The following is a 21,502-nucleotide window of genomic DNA, read 5'->3' on the forward strand; positions in this document are numbered from 1 at the left end:
TGCGCATATGGATTTTATCGTTCATCAGTCTTTGAAAATTGTTGAAAGTGGTGTTGTTCCAGACCATGCAATCAGGGCTGCAATTCGTGCTTTAAGCAAAAAGCGTTTAATTCAAGAAGGCCGTTATGACCCTGAGCAAGGGGCACAGCGCTATATGGATGTGCTTAATATGCTGAAGAAGAGCGAAATCGCTGTTGAAACAGACAAGGCAAACGAGCAGCACTATGAATTACCGACTGAGTTCTTTCAGGCGGTGCTTGGAAAAAGACTCAAATATAGTGCATGTTATTTTCCGACTAAAACAACAACTTTAGATCAGGCAGAGAAGCTTGCACTTCAGCTTTATTGTGAACGTGCACAACTCAAAAATGGTCAACACATTTTAGAGCTAGGCTGTGGATGGGGTTCTTTAACCTTATGGATGGCAGAAAACTTTCCACATTCACAGATTACGGCTGTTTCAAACTCTGCAACGCAGAAGAAGCATATTCTTGGGCAAGTAGAATTGAGAGGTTTGACTAATGTTGAAGTGCTCACCTGTGATGTAAATGTACTTGAATTAGATAAAGGCCAATTTGATCGTGTTGTATCGGTCGAAATGTTTGAACATGTCCGAAACTATCAACGTCTATTTGAGAAAATTCAGGGATGGTTAAAGCCTGGCGGCTTACTCTGGTGTCATATTTTTTGTCATCGCTTTTTGCATTATCCTTTTGAAGTAAAATCAGACTATGATTGGATGTCCAAGTATTTCTTTACTGGCGGTTTAATGCCTTCAACTTCAACTTTTCTACATTTTCAAGAGCATTTAGAGTTGGCTCAGCACTGGCAGTGGTCCGGTGAGCATTATATGAGAACTGCGAATGCTTGGCTTGAAAATATGGATAATCAAGAGCAAGAGCTTAAGCCGCTATTTAAAAAAATCTATGGAAAAGATGCCAATATTTGGTGGCAACGCTGGCGTATTTTCTTCATGGCTTGTGCCGAGCTTTTTGGTTTTGAACAAGGACAAGAGTGGGTCATTGGTCACTATTTATTTAAAAAGCGATCATTGTAATTTTGACAGCCTATTCCGGCGATAAAGATATGATAAGAACTCGAAACGATGGCAAAGCTAGTCATCCATTAGCCCAAATGTTCAATCGATATTATTGGTTGCAGATAGGTCTAATTGCCTTATCAATCGTGGTCGGGTTGGCATGTAGTGCTTGGGTGATTAAAGGCTCTTTACTTAAAACGGCTTTAGAGCAGGAAATGGAGCATTATTGGTTGCGTATAGATCGCAATCCCAATGCAGACCTGCCAGACACTAAAAACTTATATGGATATCGGTGGAATACACAGATCGCTCCTCAACCCTTTAAAGATATGCATTTAGAGAGTGGGGTACATCGAATCTTTATTGATGGTAAAGAACGTATGACTGTATACGGTGAGCGAAACGGCCAGCATGTACTGTTGGTGTTTGGCGAAAGTAATGTCAATAAGTTGGTCTGGTTATTTGGACTTGCCCCGCTCATGTTCAGTTTGTCTGTTTTATATAGCTTTTTGTGGTGGTCAAATCGAAGAGCGAGGCGCTATTTTTCTCCTATTACACGTTTAGCAAATGCGTTAGAAAATATTGATTGGGCACATCAAGACACACAAGCATCTCCATTTAAAGATATAAATACCAATGGCAATATGGAAGCAGAGTACTTAAAACAGGCTCTGGAAAAATATCATCAAGTTTTAAGTGAATTTATTCGGCGTGAAAGAGAGTTTACCGGCGATGTTAGTCATGAACTGCGCACGCCACTCACCATTTTGAAGGGTAATGTGCAACTTTGTCAGACCAAATATGGAGAAGACAAAGCTTTAACTCGTCTTCACAATACAATCGAAGATATGCAATTGCTCGTCGACACTTTACTTGCGATTGCGCGTAATACGGTAAAAAGTTTACCGTCTGAAAAGAATTTATTGTCTGAAATTGTGGAGGACTTAGTCGAAAGTTTAGAAGGCGTAAGTGTGAGTAAAGGTATACATATGCATATTCACCCAGACTCAGCCGAACAACCACGCTGGTTATATCCATCTATGACCAAAATGGTTTTAAGTAATATTTTGCGTAATGCTCTTAATTATTCCCAAGGTTCACAAATCGATATTATCCAACAAAAAAACAGCCTAATTATTGCGGATAATGGCATCGGAATTTCGTTACCAAATGATATGAAGGTTCAGGAACTTAGTGATTCACAACTCTCTTTAAAAGCTAAAGGTCATGGCATTGGGTTACAACTGGTACAGAAGCTTTGCAAACAATTAGGTTGGCGAGTGGAATTGTTTGATCGGCAATATTACTTAGCGACCCATCCTGATCTGGACTTAGAAATGACTACGGGTTTAATAGTTGTAGTTTATTTAAGTTAATCAGCATCATCTAAAGCAATTTTTAAACCGACACCTGCTACCGTGTGTAATAGTTTAGGGTCAAAAGGTTTATCTACCATTTTCCTTAAATTATAAATATGACTACGTAAAGCATCGCTTTCGGGCTCTTCATCTCCCCATAGTTCCATCATAAGTTCTTGTTTGGTTACCACTTTCGGAGACTGGCGCATCAAAATTTTTAATAGTTTAAATTGGATAGGTGGCAATTCGATACTGTTTCCAGCACGAACAACTGTTTGAGTTGCGCTATCAAGAATTAAGTCGTGAATCTGAATTTTATGATTGGCGACTTCACCCGCGGCTCTTTTAATTAAGGCACGAATACGCATCACTAATTCATTAAAATCAAAGGGCTTAACTAAATAATCATCTGTACCAGCAGTAAATCCTTTAAGTTTGTCGTCTAAGGTGTCTCTTGCTGTCAGCATCAGCACAGGAATATCAACCCCTTGTTCAGTACGTAGCCAATTACATAGGTCATAACCTGAACCATCGGGTAAGTTTATATCAAGAAGTAAAAGATGATAGTGCTGCGATTTAAGAAAAGAACGTGCTGCATCTAAATTACGGGCATGATCAATGACATAACCGTGTACTTCAAGAAATTCGCAAACGGTTGCCGCCAGTTCAAAATGGTCCTCAACCATGAGGATAAAGTGATTACCCATAAGATTTTATTAAGCCATTAATTTAATAGTTGTTGTTTTAATTTAGCATTAAATGGTTCAGCACCAAACCAGATTTTAAAATATTGATTTGCATTTGGATTATTTATAGAACCCAGTAGCTTCTGGTTTAATTTTAGCTCTAGTTTTTGATTTTCATGTTGATAAGAGAGACTATATAAATCTCCGCTCTTAATTGGTCTATAAAGGTCATTAATGTGATTAAGCGGAGATTTTGTATCAAATCCACTAATATTTTTCTTCAAATAATGGGCTGCTGCTCGTTTAAATGCCCATTCGGGAATATCTCGGTTATAGCTAAAATCCATTTTTATGCTTTGTTTTTGCCAATTTTTTAGGCAATCCTCAGCAAAGTAACTGACATTTCCTACTTTTTGACTCGTTACTGTTAAAGGTGCTGAACTACATTTTTTCAGTTCAGCCGCATTTGCGTGGGATGCAATTAAAATACCCAGAAGTATTAAGATTCGGCTTTTTTGAACGGCAATATCCATTTATAAACTCCTCCAAATACAGGTAAAGAACGATAAAGACCGTTTGCTGGGTCCCAGAAATCTTGTTGGAAAATAATTTTTTGTTGATCATTAATTTTGATTTGACTAATTCCATAAGAAGCCATGGTTTTTGAGCGCCCTAGCATTTTAAAGTCATAGGTCATGTACCAATGGATGTAGGCGCTATCTTGATGATGAGTTGCACTTATGAGTTTGACTGTGACGTTACTGACGCGTGTGTTCATACCCTCAAAGTGTTTAATCAAATCTTTTTTCTGAGAAAACTGTGAGAGGGTATCGTTGATATACAGTTGATCTGCATAAAGATCGCTTGCATTCTTTACAAAAGATGGTGTGCCCAAAGTGTTAAACGCAGCAACAAAGTGATTACCAATCTCTAGTGCTTGCTCATCATTTAATGTAACACCAGTAATTTGTTGTTCGGCTTTACCATAATCACCTGAATAACTAGGCACACTTTTGCATGCTGTTAGACCTACTAAGGTAATCAGCCCTAAGGCAGTAGTTATAATTTTCATGTATAAATCCTAGCCAACTTTATAAGATTAAATTAAAGAGCTAGTCGTGAAGTTTGCGTGAATTCTTGAGTTTTTCACGTTGAAGGGAAAATCACTGATTATTGTTCGCTTGTTTGAAGATATTTTGAGGTTCTAATATTTTTTAATATTAAAAATAACTAGGCTAAGAAAAGATAAACAGCAATTTTCTTCTAGTCATGCAAAAGAAGCTGTAAATTTTGCTTTAGAGCAAAAAACTAAAACTAACTCTGTTGCTGATAAGTCTGTATCAGTATGACCTAAGCTTTTAATTCTTTTTGAAGTAAGTACTGATAACTGCCCAATTTGTTGAAAGCCAGCAAATGAGAGAACCTGCTGTAACCATAGCCGTTCCTTGCCAAAAGCTGATTGATAACTCTGTTTGTAAAACCAACATGGCAAGCAAAGAAGAGATAATGGGCGTAAAGTAAGAAGCAACCACCAGCATGGTTGTGTTGCCATGAATAATGCCAATATTCCATGCTGCATAACCTAGCCCAATTGCAGTGGATGCGAAGACTAGAGATAAAGTTGTATTTAAATCGAGTGATGGCAAAACAACTTGACCACTAAAGAACAACTTTAGCCACAAAGTTGCAGCAACGCCAATAAAGAAAATAGAAATAGGGTTTTGCCCTTTACCTATTTTCTTAGTCAAAACGCAGTAAAAAGCCCAAATTATGGCACCTATAAATGCCAAAATATAACTTAGAGGATTGCTATAAAAGTTTTCAATAACTCGGCTTAGACTAAAACTTCCGTTTCCAGTTTGAATAAAAATAATACCGAAAATTGAAATGATTAAGCCTAAAATAATAAAAACATTAAATTTTAGCTCTCTAAAAATGACAAAAGCTAATACCGTCAAACTTGGCCAAAGGTAGTTCACGATACTTACTTCAATCGCTTGTTGTGCCGTCTTTGAATAAGCAAGAGCAAACGAAAAACATAGCTCATAAGCAATAAATAAAATGGCACCTAAAATTAAATATTTTTTAGAAATTAACTTAAAATTTGGCACTCTAAAAATAATAAGGAGTAGCAACGCACTTAAGGAGTAGATCAGTGTAATTCCAATATCTGGTCCAATCACGGTCGTGATATGTTTTACAAAACCCACCATTGAGGCCCACATTAGGATGGCACTTAGACCAATCAATGTTGCTAATTTTTTTGACATAGGAAATAAATGAACTTAATTAAACGCCTGAGCTACCGTGAAAGTTAAAAATAGTTAAAGTAGGTCAGGTTAAAGGAATTTTTAATTAAAAAATAGGCGAGATCGACAAAATTAGCTAATAAGTTATTATCAGTCAACATAAATACTTTACGTAATAATCCTAATGCGAAGTTTTAATTTGTAGTTATGATGAAGGGGATTTAAGTGCCTAGAAAACACTCGGTTATGTATTAAAATTTTTAAAATATAGACTGTACTGCTCAGCACAGTTAAATAAATAAACTATAAGTCTCTCTTCTAAAGCATTACCCTGTGCATATTGCGAAAAAATAAGAAATGGAGATAAAAGATGCTTACACGTTTTTTACTGCCGATTTTAGGCACGACCGTTGTAGTTCTAGTTACAGGGCGTGCTTCATCCTCTCAATATCCGATTGCCGAGAGTTATGGCCCCGAACCAAAGTTACCCGAACCAAAAACGAGCTTATTACCAACCGTAAATATAGCACCCGCGCAAGGGTGGCCAAGTGGTGTTATGCCAACTCCAGCAGAAGGCTTAAAAGTAAAAGCATTTGCTAAAGGACTTGAACACCCACGTTGGCTCTATGTATTACCAAATGGTGATGTGTTAGTTGCTGAAACAGATGCTCCTCCTAAACCCGAAGACAGTAAAGGCATTAAAGGTAAAATCATGACGTTTGTGATGAGACGGGCAGGGTCATCTCATCCGAGTGCTAACCGTATTACTTTACTCCGTGACACTAATGGAGACGGAGTTGCCGATCAGAAAACTGTATTTCTTCAAAATTTAAACTCACCATTTGGTATGGCGCTAGTCGGTAATAATTTATATATTGCCAATACGGATGCACTTGTGCGTTTTCCTTATCAAGAAGGCGAGACAAGAATTACTGCGAGTGGCACTAAAGTATTGGACTTACCTGGCGGTCCTTTAAATCATCATTGGACCAAAAATGTTATTGCTAATCGTGATGGGACAAAGCTCTATATTACCGTCGGTTCTAACAGTAACGTTGCTGAAAATGGTCTAGATCAAGAAAAAGGCCGTGCACAAATTATGGAGTTTGACATCGCAAGCGGGCAGTCACGTCCATTTGCAACTGGACTGCGTAATCCCAATGGTATGGCGTGGCAACCTCAAAGCGGTAAACTCTGGACGGTTGTTAATGAGCGTGATGAAATTGGTAGTGACCTAGTACCCGATTATATGACATCGGTTCAAGATGGAGCTTTTTATGGCTGGCCTTATAGTTACTATGGTCAACACGTAGATGTGCGAGTCAAACCACAAAATCCAGCAATGGTCGCTCGTGCAATTAAACCTGACTATGCACTAGGCAACCATACGGCTTCTTTAGGTCTTACATTTTATGCAGCCGAGCTGATGCCACAATTTAGAGGAGGTGCATTGATCGGGCAGCATGGTTCTTGGAACCGCAAGCCGCACAGTGGGTATAAAGTCATTTTTGTTCCATTTAGAAGTGGTCAGCCTTCTGGTCCACCGCAAGATATTTTGACTGGATTCCTCAGCGATAAAGGCAAAGCCTATGGACGCCCTGTGGGGGTAGCAATTGATTTTTCAGGAGCTGTTTTAGTCGCAGATGATGTCGGTAACACAATTTGGCGTGTTTCACCTGTTGCTGAAACAACCTATGAGACTCCATATAAAAAATAAATAGCCTATTTCCACGTTCTGAAATAGATAAATATTTATAATAACTAACCAATTAATCCTATTTTTGGGTTGATTGGTTAGTTTTATTTATATATTTATTTTTAGTCTGAGTTAAATAAGGTTCTTTTTACAATTAATAATTAAATTTTGTTAGCATGCGCGGCATAGAGAATAAGAACTGTTGATATGAATTATGACCGATCAATTAAGAGCAAGATTTGAAAATTTAGAGCTTAATGCGGGTTTAGGAAAAATTAGTGCTTTTATATCCATGGCATTAAGCTTACTTTGCTTATTTGGAGCTTTATGTTTTTTGTTTCCCAGTGTGCTGACAACTCCTGAGTTACGTCCACTTTATGCAAAGCACTATAGTCTTTTTTATTATGGACTGATCACAGGCATTATTATTAGCGCAGGTTTTGGAGCATTTAGTGCAATCATCCGACAAAATCGATATGGCTTTTATGGTTTATGCTTTGCACTCATCGCAGCAGTATTAGGCTGTGGTGTTATTCATGCTCCAGTCATTCCAAGCGTACCATTTTATGCAGGCATTGATTATTTTGTACTTACCCTAGTCATCTTGGCTTTTATTTTTATACCCCTTGAAGGCTTTTTTGCTAAAAACCCTGAACAAAAGATCTTAAGAGTGGGCTGGGTGACCGATATGAAATATTTCATGGTCAGCCATATTGGTATTCAACTATTTAGCTTCTTAACGGTTATGCCAATTCAGTATTGGATTACGCATTTACCTGATAACCCAATTGTGCCGTATGTTCAAGCTCAGCCAATTTGGCTGCAATTCATTGAATTGCTTATTGTGGTTGATTTTACGGTGTATTGGTTACATCGAGCCATGCATGAAGTTAACTTTTTATGGCGTTTTCATGCGATTCATCATTCGACTGAATATATGGATTGGCTAGCATCTTCCCGTTTACATGTTGTTGAAGTTTTAATGACTCGCTTTATTGCTACCCTACCAATTTTTCTTTTAGGGTTTCATACTTCTGCTGTTTTTGCCTATTTAATTTTTATTTCATTTCACGCTATTTTTATTCATTCCAATGTACGTTTTCGATTTCCATATTTACGTTGGTTTATTGCAACACCGGAATTCCACCATTGGCATCATTCTTCTGAAAAACCTGCGATTGATAAAAATTACGCTGCTTTTATTCCACTTTATGATGTTATTTTTAAAACCGTATATATGCCAAATCACTTGGCGAGCGTGTATGGAACGGTTGGCTATAAAATTCCAAATAGTTTTATAAAACAGTTTACTTGGCCATTTAAAAAGTATGTAAAACGTTTTTTAAAACGCTGGCGTGACCAGTAAATGTTAAAAAAAAGCCTCAGTTCGAGGCTTTTTTATATAGTTATTTATTTTTAAAATTTTTAAAAATCATGAAAAGGGCAACAAGTGATAGTAAGACAATAAAACAGATGTAGCTATTTGCTGTATGCATCAGTCCAAGCTTACCCACAAAATAGCCAGCTAAAATTGCAGGAATACTAAAAGCCAAATAACTTTCAACGAAAAATGCTGCCATAAGTCCAGCACGTTCTTCTGGAAGAGCCAGCGGCATTACACTACGAATGGCTCCCATAAAAGCCGTACCAAAACCAACGCCAGTAATAATAGAACCTAAAAATAAAACTACAGCATTAGTTAGGTTAATGGCGATGAATAAGACAATGGCACCAATAGCAATCGAGAGCGTACCGGTTAATAAAATACGAAAATTTGTCGACTTTCTAAGCGTTAATATACCTGCCGCACCGGAAAGGGCGAGCGCCATAAACATAATACCGTTTAGCCATGCCGATGAAGTATGGAAAATTTTTGCTAGTAAAGATGGCATGAGTGACAAGAAGAAACCACTGACCATCCAAAGTGCAATATTAATTGGGCTAATAGTTAATAAAGCACTTTTCGTTTGCGTAGGAATAGCCATCGCAGGCTTTAAAGAAGCAAGCGCACCAGCTCTTTTTTGTGCAGTCTCTGGGGTAAGAAAACTTAAAATGAGTTCACAAATAAGAAGAAAGCATAAGAATTCAAAAACAAGCTGTAAGGGGTGAGCGGAAAGCTGCAAAATAGAACAAGTCAGGAAAATCCCAACAGCCATACCTATCATTGGTGCGATACTATTAATCAGTGAGCCATGGAGCTTACTAAAATCTAAAATGGCTGCTCCTATAGCTGAAACAGCAAGCCCTGTTGCGATTCCTTGTAAACCTCGAGCGATAAATAACATCGAAACATCTGAAGCAAATAAGAAGAAGCTCATTGAAATAATTTGCAGAGAAATGGCTGCAATAATGACTGGTCGACGTCCAATATAGTCAGACAAAGAACCAATAATCAGTAATGATCCCAGCAGCGTAAAAGCATAAGTTGCAAAAATTAAAGTTAATGTGACCGGTGAAAATTGCCATATCTGTTGGTATAGGCGGTAGAGCGGCGTTGGTGCACTAGATGCAGCCATAAATGTCATAAGCGTAATTGTATTGAGTGTCAAAGCGCTTACAGAATCTAATTGAAAAACAGCTCTTGACCGTTTTGAACTTGAATTGTTCATAGAACATGAATAACATAAAAGCGAATATTTAGCTTTTATACATTATTTTGACACTAAAGCAAATCCTTAGCTTTAGTGTATTTTGTATATAGATATAAATATTTATAAATTTTTTGATCCCTTTACAGAGTTTATAAATGGCAAAAGTTGTTACTGGATTACGCCCTGGTGGTCGCAGCGAGAGAATACAAACTGCGGTACATAATGCTGTAAAAGAATTACAAAAAGATTTCCAGCAAAGCCAAATTACAATTCCAATGATTGCAGCACAAGCAGGAGTAACACCTTCAACCATTTACCGTCGATGGGGCGATATCAATCAGCTATTTTCAGATGTAGCTTTAAATGAACTCAAACCAGACATGGAGCCCAAAGATTTGGGTTCATTTGAACGAGATATCACAGCATGGGTTGAACAATATTTTGAAGAATATGCTTCTGAAGTTGGGCAAGATTTATTACGAGACGTACTCTATACGTCAAATTCGGATTCTAATAATGCGCGTAAATGTGAAACCTTAATTATTCAACAACTCGACATTATTCAAAATCGAGCAAAATTACGTAATGAGTTCACTATACCGAACCAAGAAATAATCGAGACTGTAATCGCACCTATGCTATTTCGTATTTTATTTACCAATCAGGAATTAAGCCTAGATTACATACATGGTCTTTTAAAACGCCTATTTGTTTAAAGTAATAGGCGTAACTCCCTATTTTTAGATAAAAAATAGCTCATTTAAATAGCTCACCAAATAGGGTTTTGTTTTTATTAAATAACTATATATCAATATTTCTTATTATTTAAAAACTAAATTCTCATAATTCAAAATAAACATGAAATTGTTTTAATCATTTATTTTAAAAATAGTGATTTTGTTGAATTAAAAACAAAAGATAAAAGTCCTTAAAGAAGTGGTTAATAAAATTAATTAAATAATAAACATGTGGTTAGGTGTGTTTTTAAAGTTTTTATATAAATTTTAATTTTAAATAATGTAGGAAAAGACAGACTTTATATATGAAAATATACATGGTTTTTAAATTTTACATTTTCTAAATTTATAACACAGGGTATTTTTTATTCTTTACAATGGCTTCACTTCCTTTAAAGCAGCTTGTGGTGCACGCTTTATATTTTATTTTTTTATCCCCATCGAACAGGTATTTAGATAATGGATTTCAATACCCTTGACCAAGAAACCGTACAGAAAAAACAGAAATTTCACCAAATTTTGTATGTACAGGTCATCTTTGCAATTATTTTAGGCGTTTTAATTGGTCATTTTTACCCTGAGCTTGGACAGAGCTTAAAACCGCTCGGTGATGCATTCATCAAAATCGTTAAAATGATTATTGCTCCCGTAATCTTTTTGACTGTGGTTACCGGTATTGCCAGCATGACGAACATGAGTCGGGTTGGACGCGTGACTGGTAAAGCAATGCTGTATTTCATTACTTTCTCAAGTCTTGCACTTGTGGTTGGTATGATTGTGGCAAACATCATTCAACCGGGTAAAGGTCTAAACATTGACCCAGCAACCTTAGTCAGCGATAAGGTAAATACTTACGTTGAGAAGGCTCATGCCACCAATATTACTGACTTCTTCATGAATATTATCCCGCAAACATTGGTAAGTCCGCTTGCTGGTGGTGAAATTTTGCAAGTTCTATTTGTGGCAGTACTATTTGGTATTTCTTTAGCTGCTTTAGGCGATCGTGCACGTCCAATCACTGATTTCCTAAATAACTTAACGGCACCAGTTTTCTACTTGGTTGGCATGTTAATGAAACTTGCGCCAATTGGTGCTTTTGGAGCTATGGCATTTACTATTGGTGCTTATGGAATCGAATCAATCGGTAATTTATTACTGTTGATTATGACTTTCTATATCACGGCTGTACTGTTCGTATTAATCATTTTAGGTGCTGTAGCGCGTTACAATGGCTTTTCAATTATTGCTTTAATACGCTACATCAAAGATGAGCTTTGGTTGGTTTTAGGTACAAGTTCATCTGAAGCAGCTTTACCGTCTTTAATGGATAAAATGCAAAAAGCAGGCTGTGAAAAATCTGTAGTGGGCTTAGTTATTCCTACAGGTTATTCATTTAACCTTGATGGCACTAACATTTATATGACTATGGCTGCTTTATTTATTGCGCAAGCATGTAATGTGGACTTATCTATTAGCGAACAACTTGCATTACTTTTAGTGGCAATGGTGAGTTCAAAAGGTGCGGCAGGGGTAACGGGTGCAGGCTTTATTACACTCGCTGCTACTTTGTCAGTTGTCCCATCTGTACCTGTGGCAGGTATGGCGCTCATTTTAGGTATTGACCGCTTTATGTCTGAGTGTCGTGCATTAACTAACTTAATTGGTAATGCATGCGCAACAATTGTTGTTGCTCGTTGGGACAAAGCTCTGGACAAGGATGTTCTAGATAAAGCATTAGGTAAATCTAAAACGAATTAATTATTTAAAATTTTAATTCGAAATAAAAAACCTGTAGCAATTGGCAATTTGGGAGAGGCGCCATGCTACAGGTTTTATTTTATCTAGTCGAAAATTTAATTTAAAAAACTATCTTGTATGTAAATGCTTAATTATGGGAGGCCAATATAAAATTTTCACAAACTCTCATATAGATCTACTTTGAAAGCAAAACTTTTAAGTTGCCTATACTGAAAATAGTATATGCAAAACAGCTCAAGCTTACGCTTTTAAGTGATCCTCAAACTCTTCACCTAATTGCATCGCTAAGGCGTTACCAGCCAAATCACACGTGACTAAGCCATACTCTTTTTTAAAACTGAAAGTGAAACCTTTTCCATCGGCCAAGTTTTTAACCGAATACCCTAATTTTTCTAACCAAATACGGAACGCAATTAAATTTTTAGCTTTAACAACCTTTTTCACGTGAGAACTCCTTCTTCTATCCGTGTCTTACACCTTATTTATTAATAGGGATTTACCTAGATTTTTTAAAGGGGGAAAACTTTGTTTTATTTTGCAACTTGTAAAAAAAGTAAAAGAGATAAAGTAATCTTCTTCATTTTATAAATTTATTCAGTTTTTATGTAATCAATTTTTGTACTAATAAAATGTAAGTATTTAATTTTTATGGTTATTTAAAAATAAAAAGATTAGGATAAAATTTAATCAAAATAAGTTAATTTAAAATCAATAAATGTAAAAAATAATTTCATGAAACATGCTTTATTCAAAAAGATACAGTTCTTAAAATGAAACTGTATCTTTCTATAGAGCCCATAAATTTAGAAATTATCTTTTAAACTACGTAAATGAGCGAACTCATCTACACTTTCAGCACGTAAAAATGGATTAGTTGCCAATTCAAGTTCAATACTACTTGGTAGGGTAATTTTACCTTCTGTGCGAAGCTTACGAACTTGTTCTGCACGTTCTTGTAAGGCATGATTTTCAGGTTCTACGCTTAAAGCAAACTCAGCATTAGAAAGTGTATATTCATGCGTGCAATAGACTTTGGTTGTGGTTGGAAGGGCTGCAAGACGATTTAATGAGTGATACATTTGCTCTGCCGTACCTTCAAATAGTCGGCCACACCCCATTGCAAACAAAGTATCTCCACAAAAGAGCGCATTCAACTCTTCAATAAAATACACAATATGTCCCAGGGTATGACCTGGTGTGGCAATAATCTCTGCCTTTAAATCATTAAATTTTAGATGGTCATCATGTTGAAGGGGATGAGTAATACCAGGAATTTTACTTAATTCATCTCTTGGACCATATACAGTCAGAGTAGAGTTAGCCGTTAAATCTGCAACGCCACCGATATGATCTTTATGCCAATGTGTAAGCCAAATTTGCTTTAAGGTTAAATGATGGTCATTGCAAAATTGAGTGACTAACTCAGCTTCTGTTGGATCAACTGCAACGGCTTCATGAGTTTCAGTATCTTCTAAAATCCAGATATAGTTTTGTAGGGCATTTTGCACATCAATAAAATGAATTCTATAACGCATTGTTTTATCCTGAAACCAAATCCAAAGAGTAACCACTAATTTTGATAATAACAGAAAATGGCATTAAGCCATGCACTCAACTTTTTAATGACAAGAGCTTATAAAAACAAAAAAGCCCCCGTTTAGGGAGCTTTCTATATAAATGACTTAACGAATCTTAGAGAGCCAGTTGCCCAAAGTCTGTACAATTTGGACTAAAAGCAAGAGGATAATGACTGTTAAAATCACAACGCTTGTATCAAAACGTTGATAGCCATAAGAAATGGCTAAGTCACCAATACCACCAGCACCAACTGCACCAGCCATAGCAGTCGCACCAATAAGGCTAATCGTGGCAGTTGTTAAGTTCAAAATAAGAGAACTACGAGCTTCAGGTAAAATAAAGCGTGAAATAATCTGCCAAGGTGTTGCACCCATTGCTTGAGCAGATTCGATAATTCCTTCATTTACTTCAAGTAGGGAAGTTTCAATAAGTCGGCCCATATATGGTCCAACATAAATCGTTAAAGGAACGATTGCCGCCCATGTACCAATCGAAGTACCTACCAAGAACTTGGTGAGAGGAATAACTGCAATAAGCAAAATAATAAATGGGAGAGAACGCAGAGCATTTACAATTGGGTTGAGTAAATGATAAATGAATCTGTTTGGTAAGATCCCTTCTGGGCGAGTTACAAGCAGAATAATGCCTTGGATGAAGCCCCAAATACCACCAAATATAAGCGCAAAGAACACCATATTAAAGGTTTCTTGTAAGGCAGTTACAAACTGGTCCATAGAAAGGGAACTGTGCCAGAAAGGCTGAGTAAGTTCAGTTAACCATTGTACGATTAAATCTCTCATACTTGATCTCCTGATTGAACTACGCTCACTTCATTTTTCTCTAAAAACTCAATCGCTTGACTGATCAACTGCGGGTCACCTAAAAGCTGTACAAACATTTGACCAATCACTGTGCCATTAATTTCAGTCATATTGGCAAATAAGATATTTAAACTAATATCATATTGTTTAATAAGTGACTGAATCACAGGTTCTTGAGCCGAACGTCCTAAGAATTGTAGGCAATAAATGCTGTGGTGATGTTGATTTTCTAATTGATTTAGAATGTTAACTGGCAACTGTTGATGTAAAACAGTTTGTATAAAGTTTTTAGTTGTTGGATGCTGAGGATTACTAAAAATATCAATAGTTGAGCCTTGCTCAATCACTTTACCAGCTTCCATAACTGCAACATGGTCACAAATAGATTCAATGACATCCATTTCATGTGTAACCATAACAATTGTGATTTTCTGTTCTTGATTGATTTTCTTTAAAAGCTCTAGAACTGATTGAGTGGTTTGCGGATCTAGTGCAGATGTGGCTTCATCACATAATAAAATTTTAGGATGATTTGCCAAAGCACGAGCAATACCCACACGTTGCTTTTGACCGCCAGACAGTTCATCTGGATAGGCATCTTTTTTATGCTTAAGATCAATAAACTCTAATAATTCATTTAAACGCTTTTCACGTTCTGCTTTTTTGTAATTTAGCAGGCGCATTGGCATTTCGATATTTTCAGCAACTGTTTTGGTTTGAAGCAAATTGAAATGCTGAAAAATCATACCAATATTTGCACGCTCCTGACGTAATGAACGTGCATCTAAAGCAGTGAAGTCCTTTTGATTAATAATAATCTGACCTTCATTTGGTCGTTCGAGTAAATTAATCAGGCGAATTAAAGTACTTTTACCTGCACCACTATAGCCAATAATGCCGAAAATACTGCCCTCTGGAATCTCTAAATTGATTTGATCGAGTGCGCGTATGGTTTGGCTTTTGAGCTGATAGTGCTTTGAAATGTTTTTAAATTGAATCATATCGTCAGAAACTATGCTTGAAAGAAAAAACAGGCAAAGATAATTTGCCTGTTTCACGTTTGGGCTATTATATTACTATTTAGCTTCTGAGAGATAGCTGATTGGTTTGTCTACGTCAACTTTTGTTCCACCAAAGTGTTCTTCAATGTATTTTTTAACAGCTGCAGTGTGGTAAAGCTTACCAACTTTTTGCAAGACAGGATCATTTTTACGTGATTCAGTAGTTGCTAGAACGTTTACACTAATTTTTGAGATTTGATCAATAGATTCATAGAACATAGAATCTTTGAGTACGTTTAAACCTCCCTCGAGTGCTATGGTATTATTTAATACAACTGCATCAAATTCATTTTTAAGACGTAATGCAGTTTCCATTTTGATTGGTTTGATGTTGATCTTTTTAGGATTTTCGATAACATCAATTGGACTGCCCTGAACAGGATTATAGTCAGCTTTAAGCTTGATTAAGCCAGCAGTTTGTAACAAGAGTAGCGCACGAGATTCGCTGGCAGCATCATCCGGGATTGAAATAATTGCACCTTCAGGAAGTTCTTCAATTTTTTTGTATTTACTTGAATAAATCCCCATTGGCTCAATATAAGTGGTAGAAACCGCTGCAATCTTATCCGGGTTTGAATTATTAAATACAGTAAGATAAGAATAAGCTTGGAATGCGTTCAAATCTACTTCTTTATTTGCAACTGCTGTATTCATTGAAACGGAGTCTGAGAAGTTTTTTACTTCTAACTTCAGTCCAGCAGCTTGGGTTTCAGGTAAAGATGCGATATAACGCCAAATGTCAGCATCCGAACCTGTAGAGGCAATTACTACCGTTTGTACTTTGGTACTATCATTGTTTTGTTCGGCTTGTTGAGCATTTTCTTGTTTGCTACATGCTGTCAATAATACTACTGACATGCTTAAAAAAAGGCTGATCAGCTTTTTCATTTAAAAAAGTCCTGATTAAGATATAGAACAATAACGATTGATCTATATCAATATGAAAAGAGAGGAGTTGGAATTACAACTAGTCTAAACTCTGTGATCTTTTTCTGGGGTTCCATAATTTGCTTGCATATTTTGGCTATAACAGAGGGTAATTGTTTAATAAACAAAAACTGTTTCCCCAAACAGTTCATCCCCAACAGTAGCCAAACGAGCATTCATAAATTTAGAATATTAAAAAACTCTCTACAGGCATAATTTGTAGAGCAAGTCTTTATGGAAATTATTAAAACAGCAGTGTCTGATGACAGTTACAACTATGTACTAATGATAGCAATAAAAATGTAGTTGATATAGAGGGCTTTTTTCTATTTGTTGATATCTTAATAAATCTTATAAAAATTTATATCATTTTCTTTTATTGGTGTACAAAATAAAAAAGCTCCCTAAATAGGAAGCTTTTTTTGCTAACTTTTATTCAGCTTTTTCACGTGCAATCGCGCGGTAACCGATGTCACTACGGTATTGCATACCTGTGAAAGTTACTTGGCCGCATACTTCTAAAGCATTAATTTGTGCTTCAAGAACGCTGTCACCTAAAGCAGTTACGCAAAGTACACGTCCACCAGAAGTCACAATGTGGCCATCTTCACGAGTTGCAGTACCTGCATGGAAGATTTTAGTATCTTCAGGTGATTGGCCGATACCAGAAATCACATCGCCTTTACGTACGCTATCTGGGTATCCTTCTGCTGCAAGTACAACACCGATTGACTTACGCTCATCCCACTCAGCTTCTTTTGGTAAATTACCTGCAATACCTGCTTCAACCAAATCAACAAGAGATGACTTTAAGCGCATCATGATTGGTTGAGTTTCAGGGTCACCAAAACGGCAGTTAAATTCAATTACGCGTGGTTGACCTTGTTCATCAATCATTAAACCAGCATATAAGAATCCAGTGTAAACATGTCCGTCAGCAGCCATACCATCAACAGTTGGACGCATAATTTCCGTCATTACACGTTCAAAAACATCTGGAGTTACAACTGGAGCAGGAGAGTAAGCACCCATACCACCAGTGTTTGGACCCTGATCACCTTCAAAAATACGTTTGTGATCTTGTGAAGTTGCCATTGGTAAAATATTTTTGCCATCAATCATACAAATGAAAGAAGCTTCTTCACCAGCAAGGAACTGTTCAATTACAACACGCGAACCAGCATCACCAAACTTATTACCTGCAAGCATGTCATCAATTGCTGCAAAAGCTTCTTCGTTGGTCATTGCAACGATTACGCCTTTACCAGCCGCAAGACCGTCAGCTTTAATAACGATTGGTGCACCATTTTTTTCAACGTAAGCTTTAGCTGCATCAACTTCAGTAAATACATCGTAAAAAGCAGTTGGAATGTTATGGCGTTTTAAAAAGTGCTTAGCAAATGCTTTTGAGCCTTCAAGTTGTGCTGCATATTGAGTCGGTCCCCAAATTTTTACACCAGCTTCACGTGCAGCATCTACTACACCATTTACTAATGGTGCTTCTGGACCAACAACAACGAGTTCAACATTATTTTCTTTAGCAAAAGCAATAATTGCTGGGTTGTCTAAAATATCAAGTTGAACGTTAACGCATTTTTCTTCTGTTGCAGTACCAGCATTACCAGGTGCAACAAAAACTTGAGTAACTTTGGCATCTTGCGCGATTTTCCATGCTAAAGCATGCTCACGACCACCGCTACCTAAAACTAAAATATTCATTTTTAATTTGTTCCTTAACTTTAATCCTTTTTCATCCCCCTCTATTTCTCGAAGTGGAGAGATAGTTCCATTATTGTGGAAAACCCTCCTGAATAAAAGGAGGGTTAGGGAGGACTAAATTTAAATTAGTGGCGGAAATGGCGCATACCAGTGAAGACCATTGCAATACCAGCTTCATCAGCTGCTGCAATGACTTCTTCATCACGCATAGAACCACCTGGTTGAATAATGCATTTAATGCCAGCTTTAGCCGCATTATCAATACCGTCACGGAACGGGAAGAATGCATCAGATGCCATAACAGCGCCTTCAACAACCAAACCAGCATGTTCTGCTTTAATTGCAGCAATACGCGCTGAGTTAACACGGCTCATTTGACCCGCGCCTACACCAATAGTTTGACGGTTTTTTGCATAAACAATAGCGTTTGATTTTACATATTTCGCAACTTTCCATGCGAAAATAAGGTCATCAATTTCTTGTTCAGTCGGTGCACGTTTAGTAACTACTTTAAGATCATCTTTAGTGATCATGCCCAAGTCTTGGTCTTGAACAAGTAAGCCACCGTTAACGCGTTTATAGTCAAGTTGTGGAGCGCGTGCATCAATTGCAGGTAATTCGCCACATACTAAAACACGAACATTTTTCTTCGCACCAGTTACTTCAAGTACGCCATCAGCAATGCTTGGAGCAATAATAACTTCAACGAATTGACGATCAACAATTGCTTGAGCAGTTGCAACATCTAACTCGCGGTTAAATGCAATAATGCCACCGAAAGCAGATTCTGGATCTGTTGCATAAGCTAAATCATAAGCAGCTTTAATGCCGTCTAAAGAAACCGCAACACCACAAGGGTTAGCATGTTTTACGATTACACAAGCTGGTTTAGCAAATGATTTAACACATTCAAGTGCAGCATCTGTGTCAGCAATGTTGTTATAAGACAATTCTTTGCCTTGTAATTGTTTTGCTGTAGAAACAGAAGCTTCTTTTGCGTTTGCTTCAACATAGAAAGCAGCAGATTGGTGTGGGTTTTCACCGTAACGTAAATCTTGTGCTTTGTTTAATTGAGTGTTGAACGTACGAGGGAATAAATCAGCTTCACCTTCGGTCTTACCAACGCGAGCGCCTAAGTAAGAAGCAATCATGCCATCATATTGAGCTGTATGTTCAAATGCTTTAACAGCTAAATCGAAGCGTGTTTCATAAGAAAGTGAACCAGCAGCTTTTAATTCGTTAATCACTGTATCGTAATCTGAAGCATTTACAACAATACCCACAGAAGCGTGGTTTTTAGCAGCAGCACGCACCATTGTTGGACCGCCGATGTCGATATTTTCGATAGCATCAGCAAGTGAACAGTTCGGTTTAGCAACTGTAGCTGCAAATGGATAAAGGTTAACTACAACTAGATCGATTGGATCAATGTTGTGTTCTTGCATAACTGCTTCGTCTAGACCACGACGAGCTAAAATGCCGCCATGAATTTTTGGATGTAGTGTTTTTACACGGCCATCCATCATTTCTGGGAAACCAGTATGTTCAGATACTTCAACAACAGCAATGTTATTATCTTTAAGCAACTTATATGTGCCGCCTGTAGATAATAATTCTACCCCTAAAGCTGCAAGGTTTTGAGCAAATTCGACAATTCCTGTTTTGTCTGATACAGAAATCAAAGCACGTTTAATAGTCATGATGTTCAAGTCAACAATTTCAAGTCTACGGATTAAAACCAATTAGAAGCATAAAAAAATGCCCACGACGTCGTGAGCATTTTATCATTTATTCACTCATTAAACCGTGAGCTTTTAACTTTTTGCGTAAAGTGCCGCGGTTTAGTCCAAGAATTTCTGCGGCACGTGTTTGGTTGCCACGAGTATATTCAAGAACTACAGATAAAAGAGGTTTCTCCATTTCTGCTAGCACCATGTCATATACCTGAGATGGTTGCTCACCTTGCAATTGTGCAAAATAATGACGAACTGCGCGATCCACGTGGATGCGAAGAGCAACATCAGATTGTGCAGTAAAAATAGGAGATTTGCTATTCATGCGAGTTAATCCGAAAATCAAATACTAGCTTGGGTAAAGTAGTATATAAATGTGGTCTAAAAATACGGAGTCCTGTTTTAGATCCTAAAACAGTGACTCTAAAACATAAGAACAATTAGCTTGCCATAATTCTTCGTATTGAGTAAAAAATAAGCGTAACAATAGTTAAATATTTGTTACAGCCCCCTCAAAAACAAAAAAAGTTAGGCTATGTGCTTAATGTAGAAAAGCACACATGCTTAACAGTATATTTTTTGAATTGAGAGCGAGGAGTATATGAGTCAAAGCTTTCGTGGCGCGTATCATACCATTGTCTAGGAAAAAGTGAGCAAATTAACTGCATTTTTTTTTAATTTTTTTTCACTTTTTTTACAATTTAGGGGTGGACAATTTCTAATCGATAATTTACTAGGCTTTTTTTGCTTTTATTTAAATCAAATTGAAATCTAAAAGGTGTATTAGTGGGGATGCGTTGAATGCCACGTAAATTCTCAACCAAATATTCCTGCGGTTGAAAAATGATTTCTTCTTGCTCGTCTTCTTTACCAAAACTTAGTTTTAGATTAGGCAACTCAATACTTTTATTATTTTGATTGATTAGAACACCAGAAAATTGGGTATGTTCTGTATCAACTCTACGTAGTTTTACCTTTTCTATATAAAAAAGTTGATATTGTTCAGCTGACTTACTGCAATGCAATATTTGACAGACATAATTAAATGCATGACTAATAGCAGGACTCTGCTGCATGAGTTTCGGGTTGAACCAGAGAATCTGAAAAGTAAAAACCAAAATCAGTATCAGATTCGCAAAACTCCAAAGCGTATAGTACAACCAGCTATGCTTTTTACCATTATCTTGTTCAGGTGAAGTTGCTTGTTCAGCTAAGTTGAGGTTGGGGAGTGCATTGATTGGCTCGTTATGAAAGTAATTTAAATTATTTAAATACGTCAAAAGATCAATATTAGAGTTTTCAACTTTTTGATCAAAGATATCTAACACATGTGAATGAGTCATATATCGTGTTTGAATCGAGCCGTCAGCTAAAACAGATGAGTTTGTTGCTTCTGGAAGTTCAACATTAACTAAGTTGGTTAGAGCATTAAAATTTAAATTACATTTAGGGCAACAAACCATGCCCTGAGCAACAGTTAACTGGGTCAGAGAAACTTTATAAACTGTTAAACATTTAGGGCAGCGGGTTTGTTTTTCATTCATGAGTT

The 21,502-nt window shown here is 36.8% G+C and carries 20 protein-coding genes; 6 read left to right on the forward strand and 14 right to left on the reverse strand.

The genetic code is table 11. The annotated features are described in order from the left end of the window. The first annotated feature begins 7 nt into the window (after positions 1 to 7). Positions 8 to 1,057 carry an SAM-dependent methyltransferase gene (locus ACH8JV_RS02005; protein WP_396519442.1) on the forward strand — a complete coding sequence of 350 codons (1,050 nt, stop codon included), beginning with the start codon at positions 8 to 10 and terminating at the stop codon, positions 1,055 to 1,057. Positions 1,058 to 1,086: 29 nt separating this feature from the next. Next, positions 1,087 to 2,415: a sensor histidine kinase gene (locus ACH8JV_RS02010; protein WP_396519444.1), complete on the forward strand. Its 1,329-nt coding sequence runs from the start codon at positions 1,087 to 1,089 to the stop codon at positions 2,413 to 2,415. Here the strand turns inward: ACH8JV_RS02010 and ACH8JV_RS02015 are convergent. The 4 genes from ACH8JV_RS02015 to yddG form a co-directional block, all read right to left on the reverse strand. After that, a complete protein-coding gene (locus ACH8JV_RS02015) occupies positions 2,412 to 3,104 on the reverse strand; it encodes a response regulator transcription factor (RefSeq protein ID WP_396519446.1) in 693 nt (230 codons plus the stop codon). The two genes, ACH8JV_RS02010 and ACH8JV_RS02015, sit on opposite strands and share 4 nt — an antisense overlap. 17 nt (positions 3,105 to 3,121) lie before the next feature. Beyond that, positions 3,122 to 3,616 carry a chalcone isomerase family protein gene (locus tag ACH8JV_RS02020; protein ID WP_396519448.1) on the reverse strand — a complete coding sequence of 165 codons (495 nt, stop codon included), beginning with the start codon at positions 3,614 to 3,616 and terminating at the stop codon, positions 3,122 to 3,124. Next, positions 3,583 to 4,155, reverse strand: coding sequence for a nuclear transport factor 2 family protein (locus tag ACH8JV_RS02025; RefSeq protein ID WP_213066062.1), 573 nt, complete (start codon positions 4,153 to 4,155; stop codon positions 3,583 to 3,585). The genes ACH8JV_RS02020 and ACH8JV_RS02025 overlap by 34 nt, the downstream gene beginning before the upstream one ends. Before the next feature lie 286 nt (positions 4,156 to 4,441). Next, positions 4,442 to 5,353, reverse strand: coding sequence for an aromatic amino acid DMT transporter YddG (gene yddG / locus ACH8JV_RS02030; RefSeq protein ID WP_396519450.1), 912 nt, complete (start codon positions 5,351 to 5,353; stop codon positions 4,442 to 4,444). Positions 5,354 to 5,702: 349 nt separating this feature from the next. On the opposite strand from yddG, the gene ACH8JV_RS02035 reads away from it, so the two are divergent. Next, positions 5,703 to 7,049: a PQQ-dependent sugar dehydrogenase gene (locus tag ACH8JV_RS02035; protein ID WP_396519452.1), complete on the forward strand. Its 1,347-nt coding sequence runs from the start codon at positions 5,703 to 5,705 to the stop codon at positions 7,047 to 7,049. Between the two features lie 193 nt (positions 7,050 to 7,242). Then, positions 7,243 to 8,394: a sterol desaturase family protein gene (locus ACH8JV_RS02040; RefSeq protein ID WP_022575474.1), complete on the forward strand. Its 1,152-nt coding sequence runs from the start codon at positions 7,243 to 7,245 to the stop codon at positions 8,392 to 8,394. Between the two features lie 40 nt (positions 8,395 to 8,434). On the opposite strand, the gene ACH8JV_RS02045 is transcribed toward ACH8JV_RS02040, so the two are convergent. Then, positions 8,435 to 9,637, reverse strand: coding sequence for an MFS transporter (locus tag ACH8JV_RS02045; protein WP_396519454.1), 1,203 nt, complete (start codon positions 9,635 to 9,637; stop codon positions 8,435 to 8,437). Positions 9,638 to 9,774: 137 nt separating this feature from the next. Between ACH8JV_RS02045 and ACH8JV_RS02050 the strand changes: the two genes are divergently transcribed. Together ACH8JV_RS02050 and ACH8JV_RS02055 are read left to right on the forward strand one after the other, a co-directional pair. Next, positions 9,775 to 10,335, forward strand: a complete 561-nt coding sequence (locus ACH8JV_RS02050; protein ID WP_396519456.1) for a TetR/AcrR family transcriptional regulator — start codon at positions 9,775 to 9,777, stop codon at positions 10,333 to 10,335. Between the two features lie 480 nt (positions 10,336 to 10,815). Further along, complete coding sequence (locus ACH8JV_RS02055) at positions 10,816 to 12,114, forward strand: dicarboxylate/amino acid:cation symporter (RefSeq protein ID WP_019458359.1); 1,299 nt, start codon at positions 10,816 to 10,818, stop codon at positions 12,112 to 12,114. A 240-nt stretch (positions 12,115 to 12,354) separates the two neighbouring features. On the opposite strand, the gene ACH8JV_RS02060 is transcribed toward ACH8JV_RS02055, so the two are convergent. The 9 genes from ACH8JV_RS02060 to ACH8JV_RS02100 all read right to left on the reverse strand — a co-directional run bounded on the left by ACH8JV_RS02060 (position 12,355) and on the right by ACH8JV_RS02100 (position 21,497). Further along, positions 12,355 to 12,558 (reverse strand): hypothetical protein, encoded by a 204-nt coding sequence (locus ACH8JV_RS02060; protein ID WP_000758190.1) that lies wholly within the window; start codon positions 12,556 to 12,558, stop codon positions 12,355 to 12,357. Positions 12,559 to 12,917: 359 nt separating this feature from the next. Further along, positions 12,918 to 13,649, reverse strand: coding sequence for a hydroxyacylglutathione hydrolase (gloB, locus tag ACH8JV_RS02065; RefSeq protein ID WP_068933226.1), 732 nt, complete (start codon positions 13,647 to 13,649; stop codon positions 12,918 to 12,920). 147 nt (positions 13,650 to 13,796) lie between these two features. Continuing rightward, positions 13,797 to 14,492 carry a methionine ABC transporter permease gene (locus ACH8JV_RS02070; protein WP_022575478.1) on the reverse strand — a complete coding sequence of 232 codons (696 nt, stop codon included), beginning with the start codon at positions 14,490 to 14,492 and terminating at the stop codon, positions 13,797 to 13,799. Beyond that, positions 14,489 to 15,514, reverse strand: a complete 1,026-nt coding sequence (locus ACH8JV_RS02075) for a methionine ABC transporter ATP-binding protein (protein ID WP_004708029.1) — start codon at positions 15,512 to 15,514, stop codon at positions 14,489 to 14,491. The genes ACH8JV_RS02070 and ACH8JV_RS02075 overlap by 4 nt, the downstream gene beginning before the upstream one ends. Before the next feature lie 75 nt (positions 15,515 to 15,589). Next, positions 15,590 to 16,462 (reverse strand): MetQ/NlpA family ABC transporter substrate-binding protein, encoded by an 873-nt coding sequence (locus ACH8JV_RS02080; RefSeq protein ID WP_396519458.1) that lies wholly within the window; start codon positions 16,460 to 16,462, stop codon positions 15,590 to 15,592. 471 nt (positions 16,463 to 16,933) lie between these two features. After that, the gene (gene purD, locus ACH8JV_RS02085) at positions 16,934 to 18,220 is read right to left on the reverse strand and encodes a phosphoribosylamine--glycine ligase (protein WP_396519460.1); all 1,287 of its coding nucleotides are present in this window, start codon (positions 18,218 to 18,220) and stop codon (positions 16,934 to 16,936) included. 125 nt (positions 18,221 to 18,345) lie between these two features. Further along, positions 18,346 to 19,920, reverse strand: coding sequence for a bifunctional phosphoribosylaminoimidazolecarboxamide formyltransferase/IMP cyclohydrolase (gene purH, locus ACH8JV_RS02090; RefSeq protein WP_263614060.1), 1,575 nt, complete (start codon positions 19,918 to 19,920; stop codon positions 18,346 to 18,348). An 88-nt stretch (positions 19,921 to 20,008) separates the two neighbouring features. Continuing rightward, complete coding sequence (fis, locus tag ACH8JV_RS02095) at positions 20,009 to 20,278, reverse strand: DNA-binding transcriptional regulator Fis (protein ID WP_001086304.1); 270 nt, start codon at positions 20,276 to 20,278, stop codon at positions 20,009 to 20,011. Positions 20,279 to 20,654: 376 nt separating this feature from the next. Next, positions 20,655 to 21,497 (reverse strand): zinc-ribbon and DUF3426 domain-containing protein, encoded by an 843-nt coding sequence (locus tag ACH8JV_RS02100; protein ID WP_396519463.1) that lies wholly within the window; start codon positions 21,495 to 21,497, stop codon positions 20,655 to 20,657. Between the last annotated feature and the right edge of the window lie 5 nt (positions 21,498 to 21,502).

The organism is Acinetobacter sp. ABJ_C5_2, assembly GCF_044538485.1.
Lineage (GTDB): Bacteria > Pseudomonadota > Gammaproteobacteria > Pseudomonadales > Moraxellaceae > Acinetobacter > Acinetobacter nosocomialis_A.

What these genes read in the sequence shown, in the direction of transcription:
- ACH8JV_RS02045 (WP_396519454.1), bottom strand. Translation starts at nt 9,637, where the DNA reads ATGAACAATTCAAGTTCAAAACGGTCAAGAGCTGTTTTTCAATTAGAT.
- ACH8JV_RS02080 (WP_396519458.1), bottom strand. Translation starts at nt 16,462, where the DNA reads ATGAAAAAGCTGATCAGCCTTTTTTTAAGCATGTCAGTAGTATTATTG.
- ACH8JV_RS02010 (WP_396519444.1), top strand. Translation starts at nt 1,087, where the DNA reads ATGATAAGAACTCGAAACGATGGCAAAGCTAGTCATCCATTAGCCCAA.
- ACH8JV_RS02070 (WP_022575478.1), bottom strand. Translation starts at nt 14,492, where the DNA reads ATGAGAGATTTAATCGTACAATGGTTAACTGAACTTACTCAGCCTTTC.
- ACH8JV_RS02075 (WP_004708029.1), bottom strand. Translation starts at nt 15,514, where the DNA reads ATGATTCAATTTAAAAACATTTCAAAGCACTATCAGCTCAAAAGCCAA.
- ACH8JV_RS02050 (WP_396519456.1), top strand. Translation starts at nt 9,775, where the DNA reads ATGGCAAAAGTTGTTACTGGATTACGCCCTGGTGGTCGCAGCGAGAGA.
- ACH8JV_RS02035 (WP_396519452.1), top strand. Translation starts at nt 5,703, where the DNA reads ATGCTTACACGTTTTTTACTGCCGATTTTAGGCACGACCGTTGTAGTT.
- yddG (WP_396519450.1), bottom strand. Translation starts at nt 5,353, where the DNA reads ATGTCAAAAAAATTAGCAACATTGATTGGTCTAAGTGCCATCCTAATG.
- ACH8JV_RS02020 (WP_396519448.1), bottom strand. Translation starts at nt 3,616, where the DNA reads ATGGATATTGCCGTTCAAAAAAGCCGAATCTTAATACTTCTGGGTATT.
- ACH8JV_RS02055 (WP_019458359.1), top strand. Translation starts at nt 10,816, where the DNA reads ATGGATTTCAATACCCTTGACCAAGAAACCGTACAGAAAAAACAGAAA.
- fis (WP_001086304.1), bottom strand. Translation starts at nt 20,278, where the DNA reads ATGAATAGCAAATCTCCTATTTTTACTGCACAATCTGATGTTGCTCTT.
- ACH8JV_RS02025 (WP_213066062.1), bottom strand. Translation starts at nt 4,155, where the DNA reads ATGAAAATTATAACTACTGCCTTAGGGCTGATTACCTTAGTAGGTCTA.
- ACH8JV_RS02005 (WP_396519442.1), top strand. Translation starts at nt 8, where the DNA reads ATGGATTTTATCGTTCATCAGTCTTTGAAAATTGTTGAAAGTGGTGTT.
- ACH8JV_RS02040 (WP_022575474.1), top strand. Translation starts at nt 7,243, where the DNA reads ATGACCGATCAATTAAGAGCAAGATTTGAAAATTTAGAGCTTAATGCG.
- ACH8JV_RS02100 (WP_396519463.1), bottom strand. Translation starts at nt 21,497, where the DNA reads ATGAATGAAAAACAAACCCGCTGCCCTAAATGTTTAACAGTTTATAAA.
- purD (WP_396519460.1), bottom strand. Translation starts at nt 18,220, where the DNA reads ATGAATATTTTAGTTTTAGGTAGCGGTGGTCGTGAGCATGCTTTAGCA.
- gloB (WP_068933226.1), bottom strand. Translation starts at nt 13,649, where the DNA reads ATGCGTTATAGAATTCATTTTATTGATGTGCAAAATGCCCTACAAAAC.
- purH (WP_263614060.1), bottom strand. Translation starts at nt 19,920, where the DNA reads ATGACTATTAAACGTGCTTTGATTTCTGTATCAGACAAAACAGGAATT.
- ACH8JV_RS02015 (WP_396519446.1), bottom strand. Translation starts at nt 3,104, where the DNA reads ATGGGTAATCACTTTATCCTCATGGTTGAGGACCATTTTGAACTGGCG.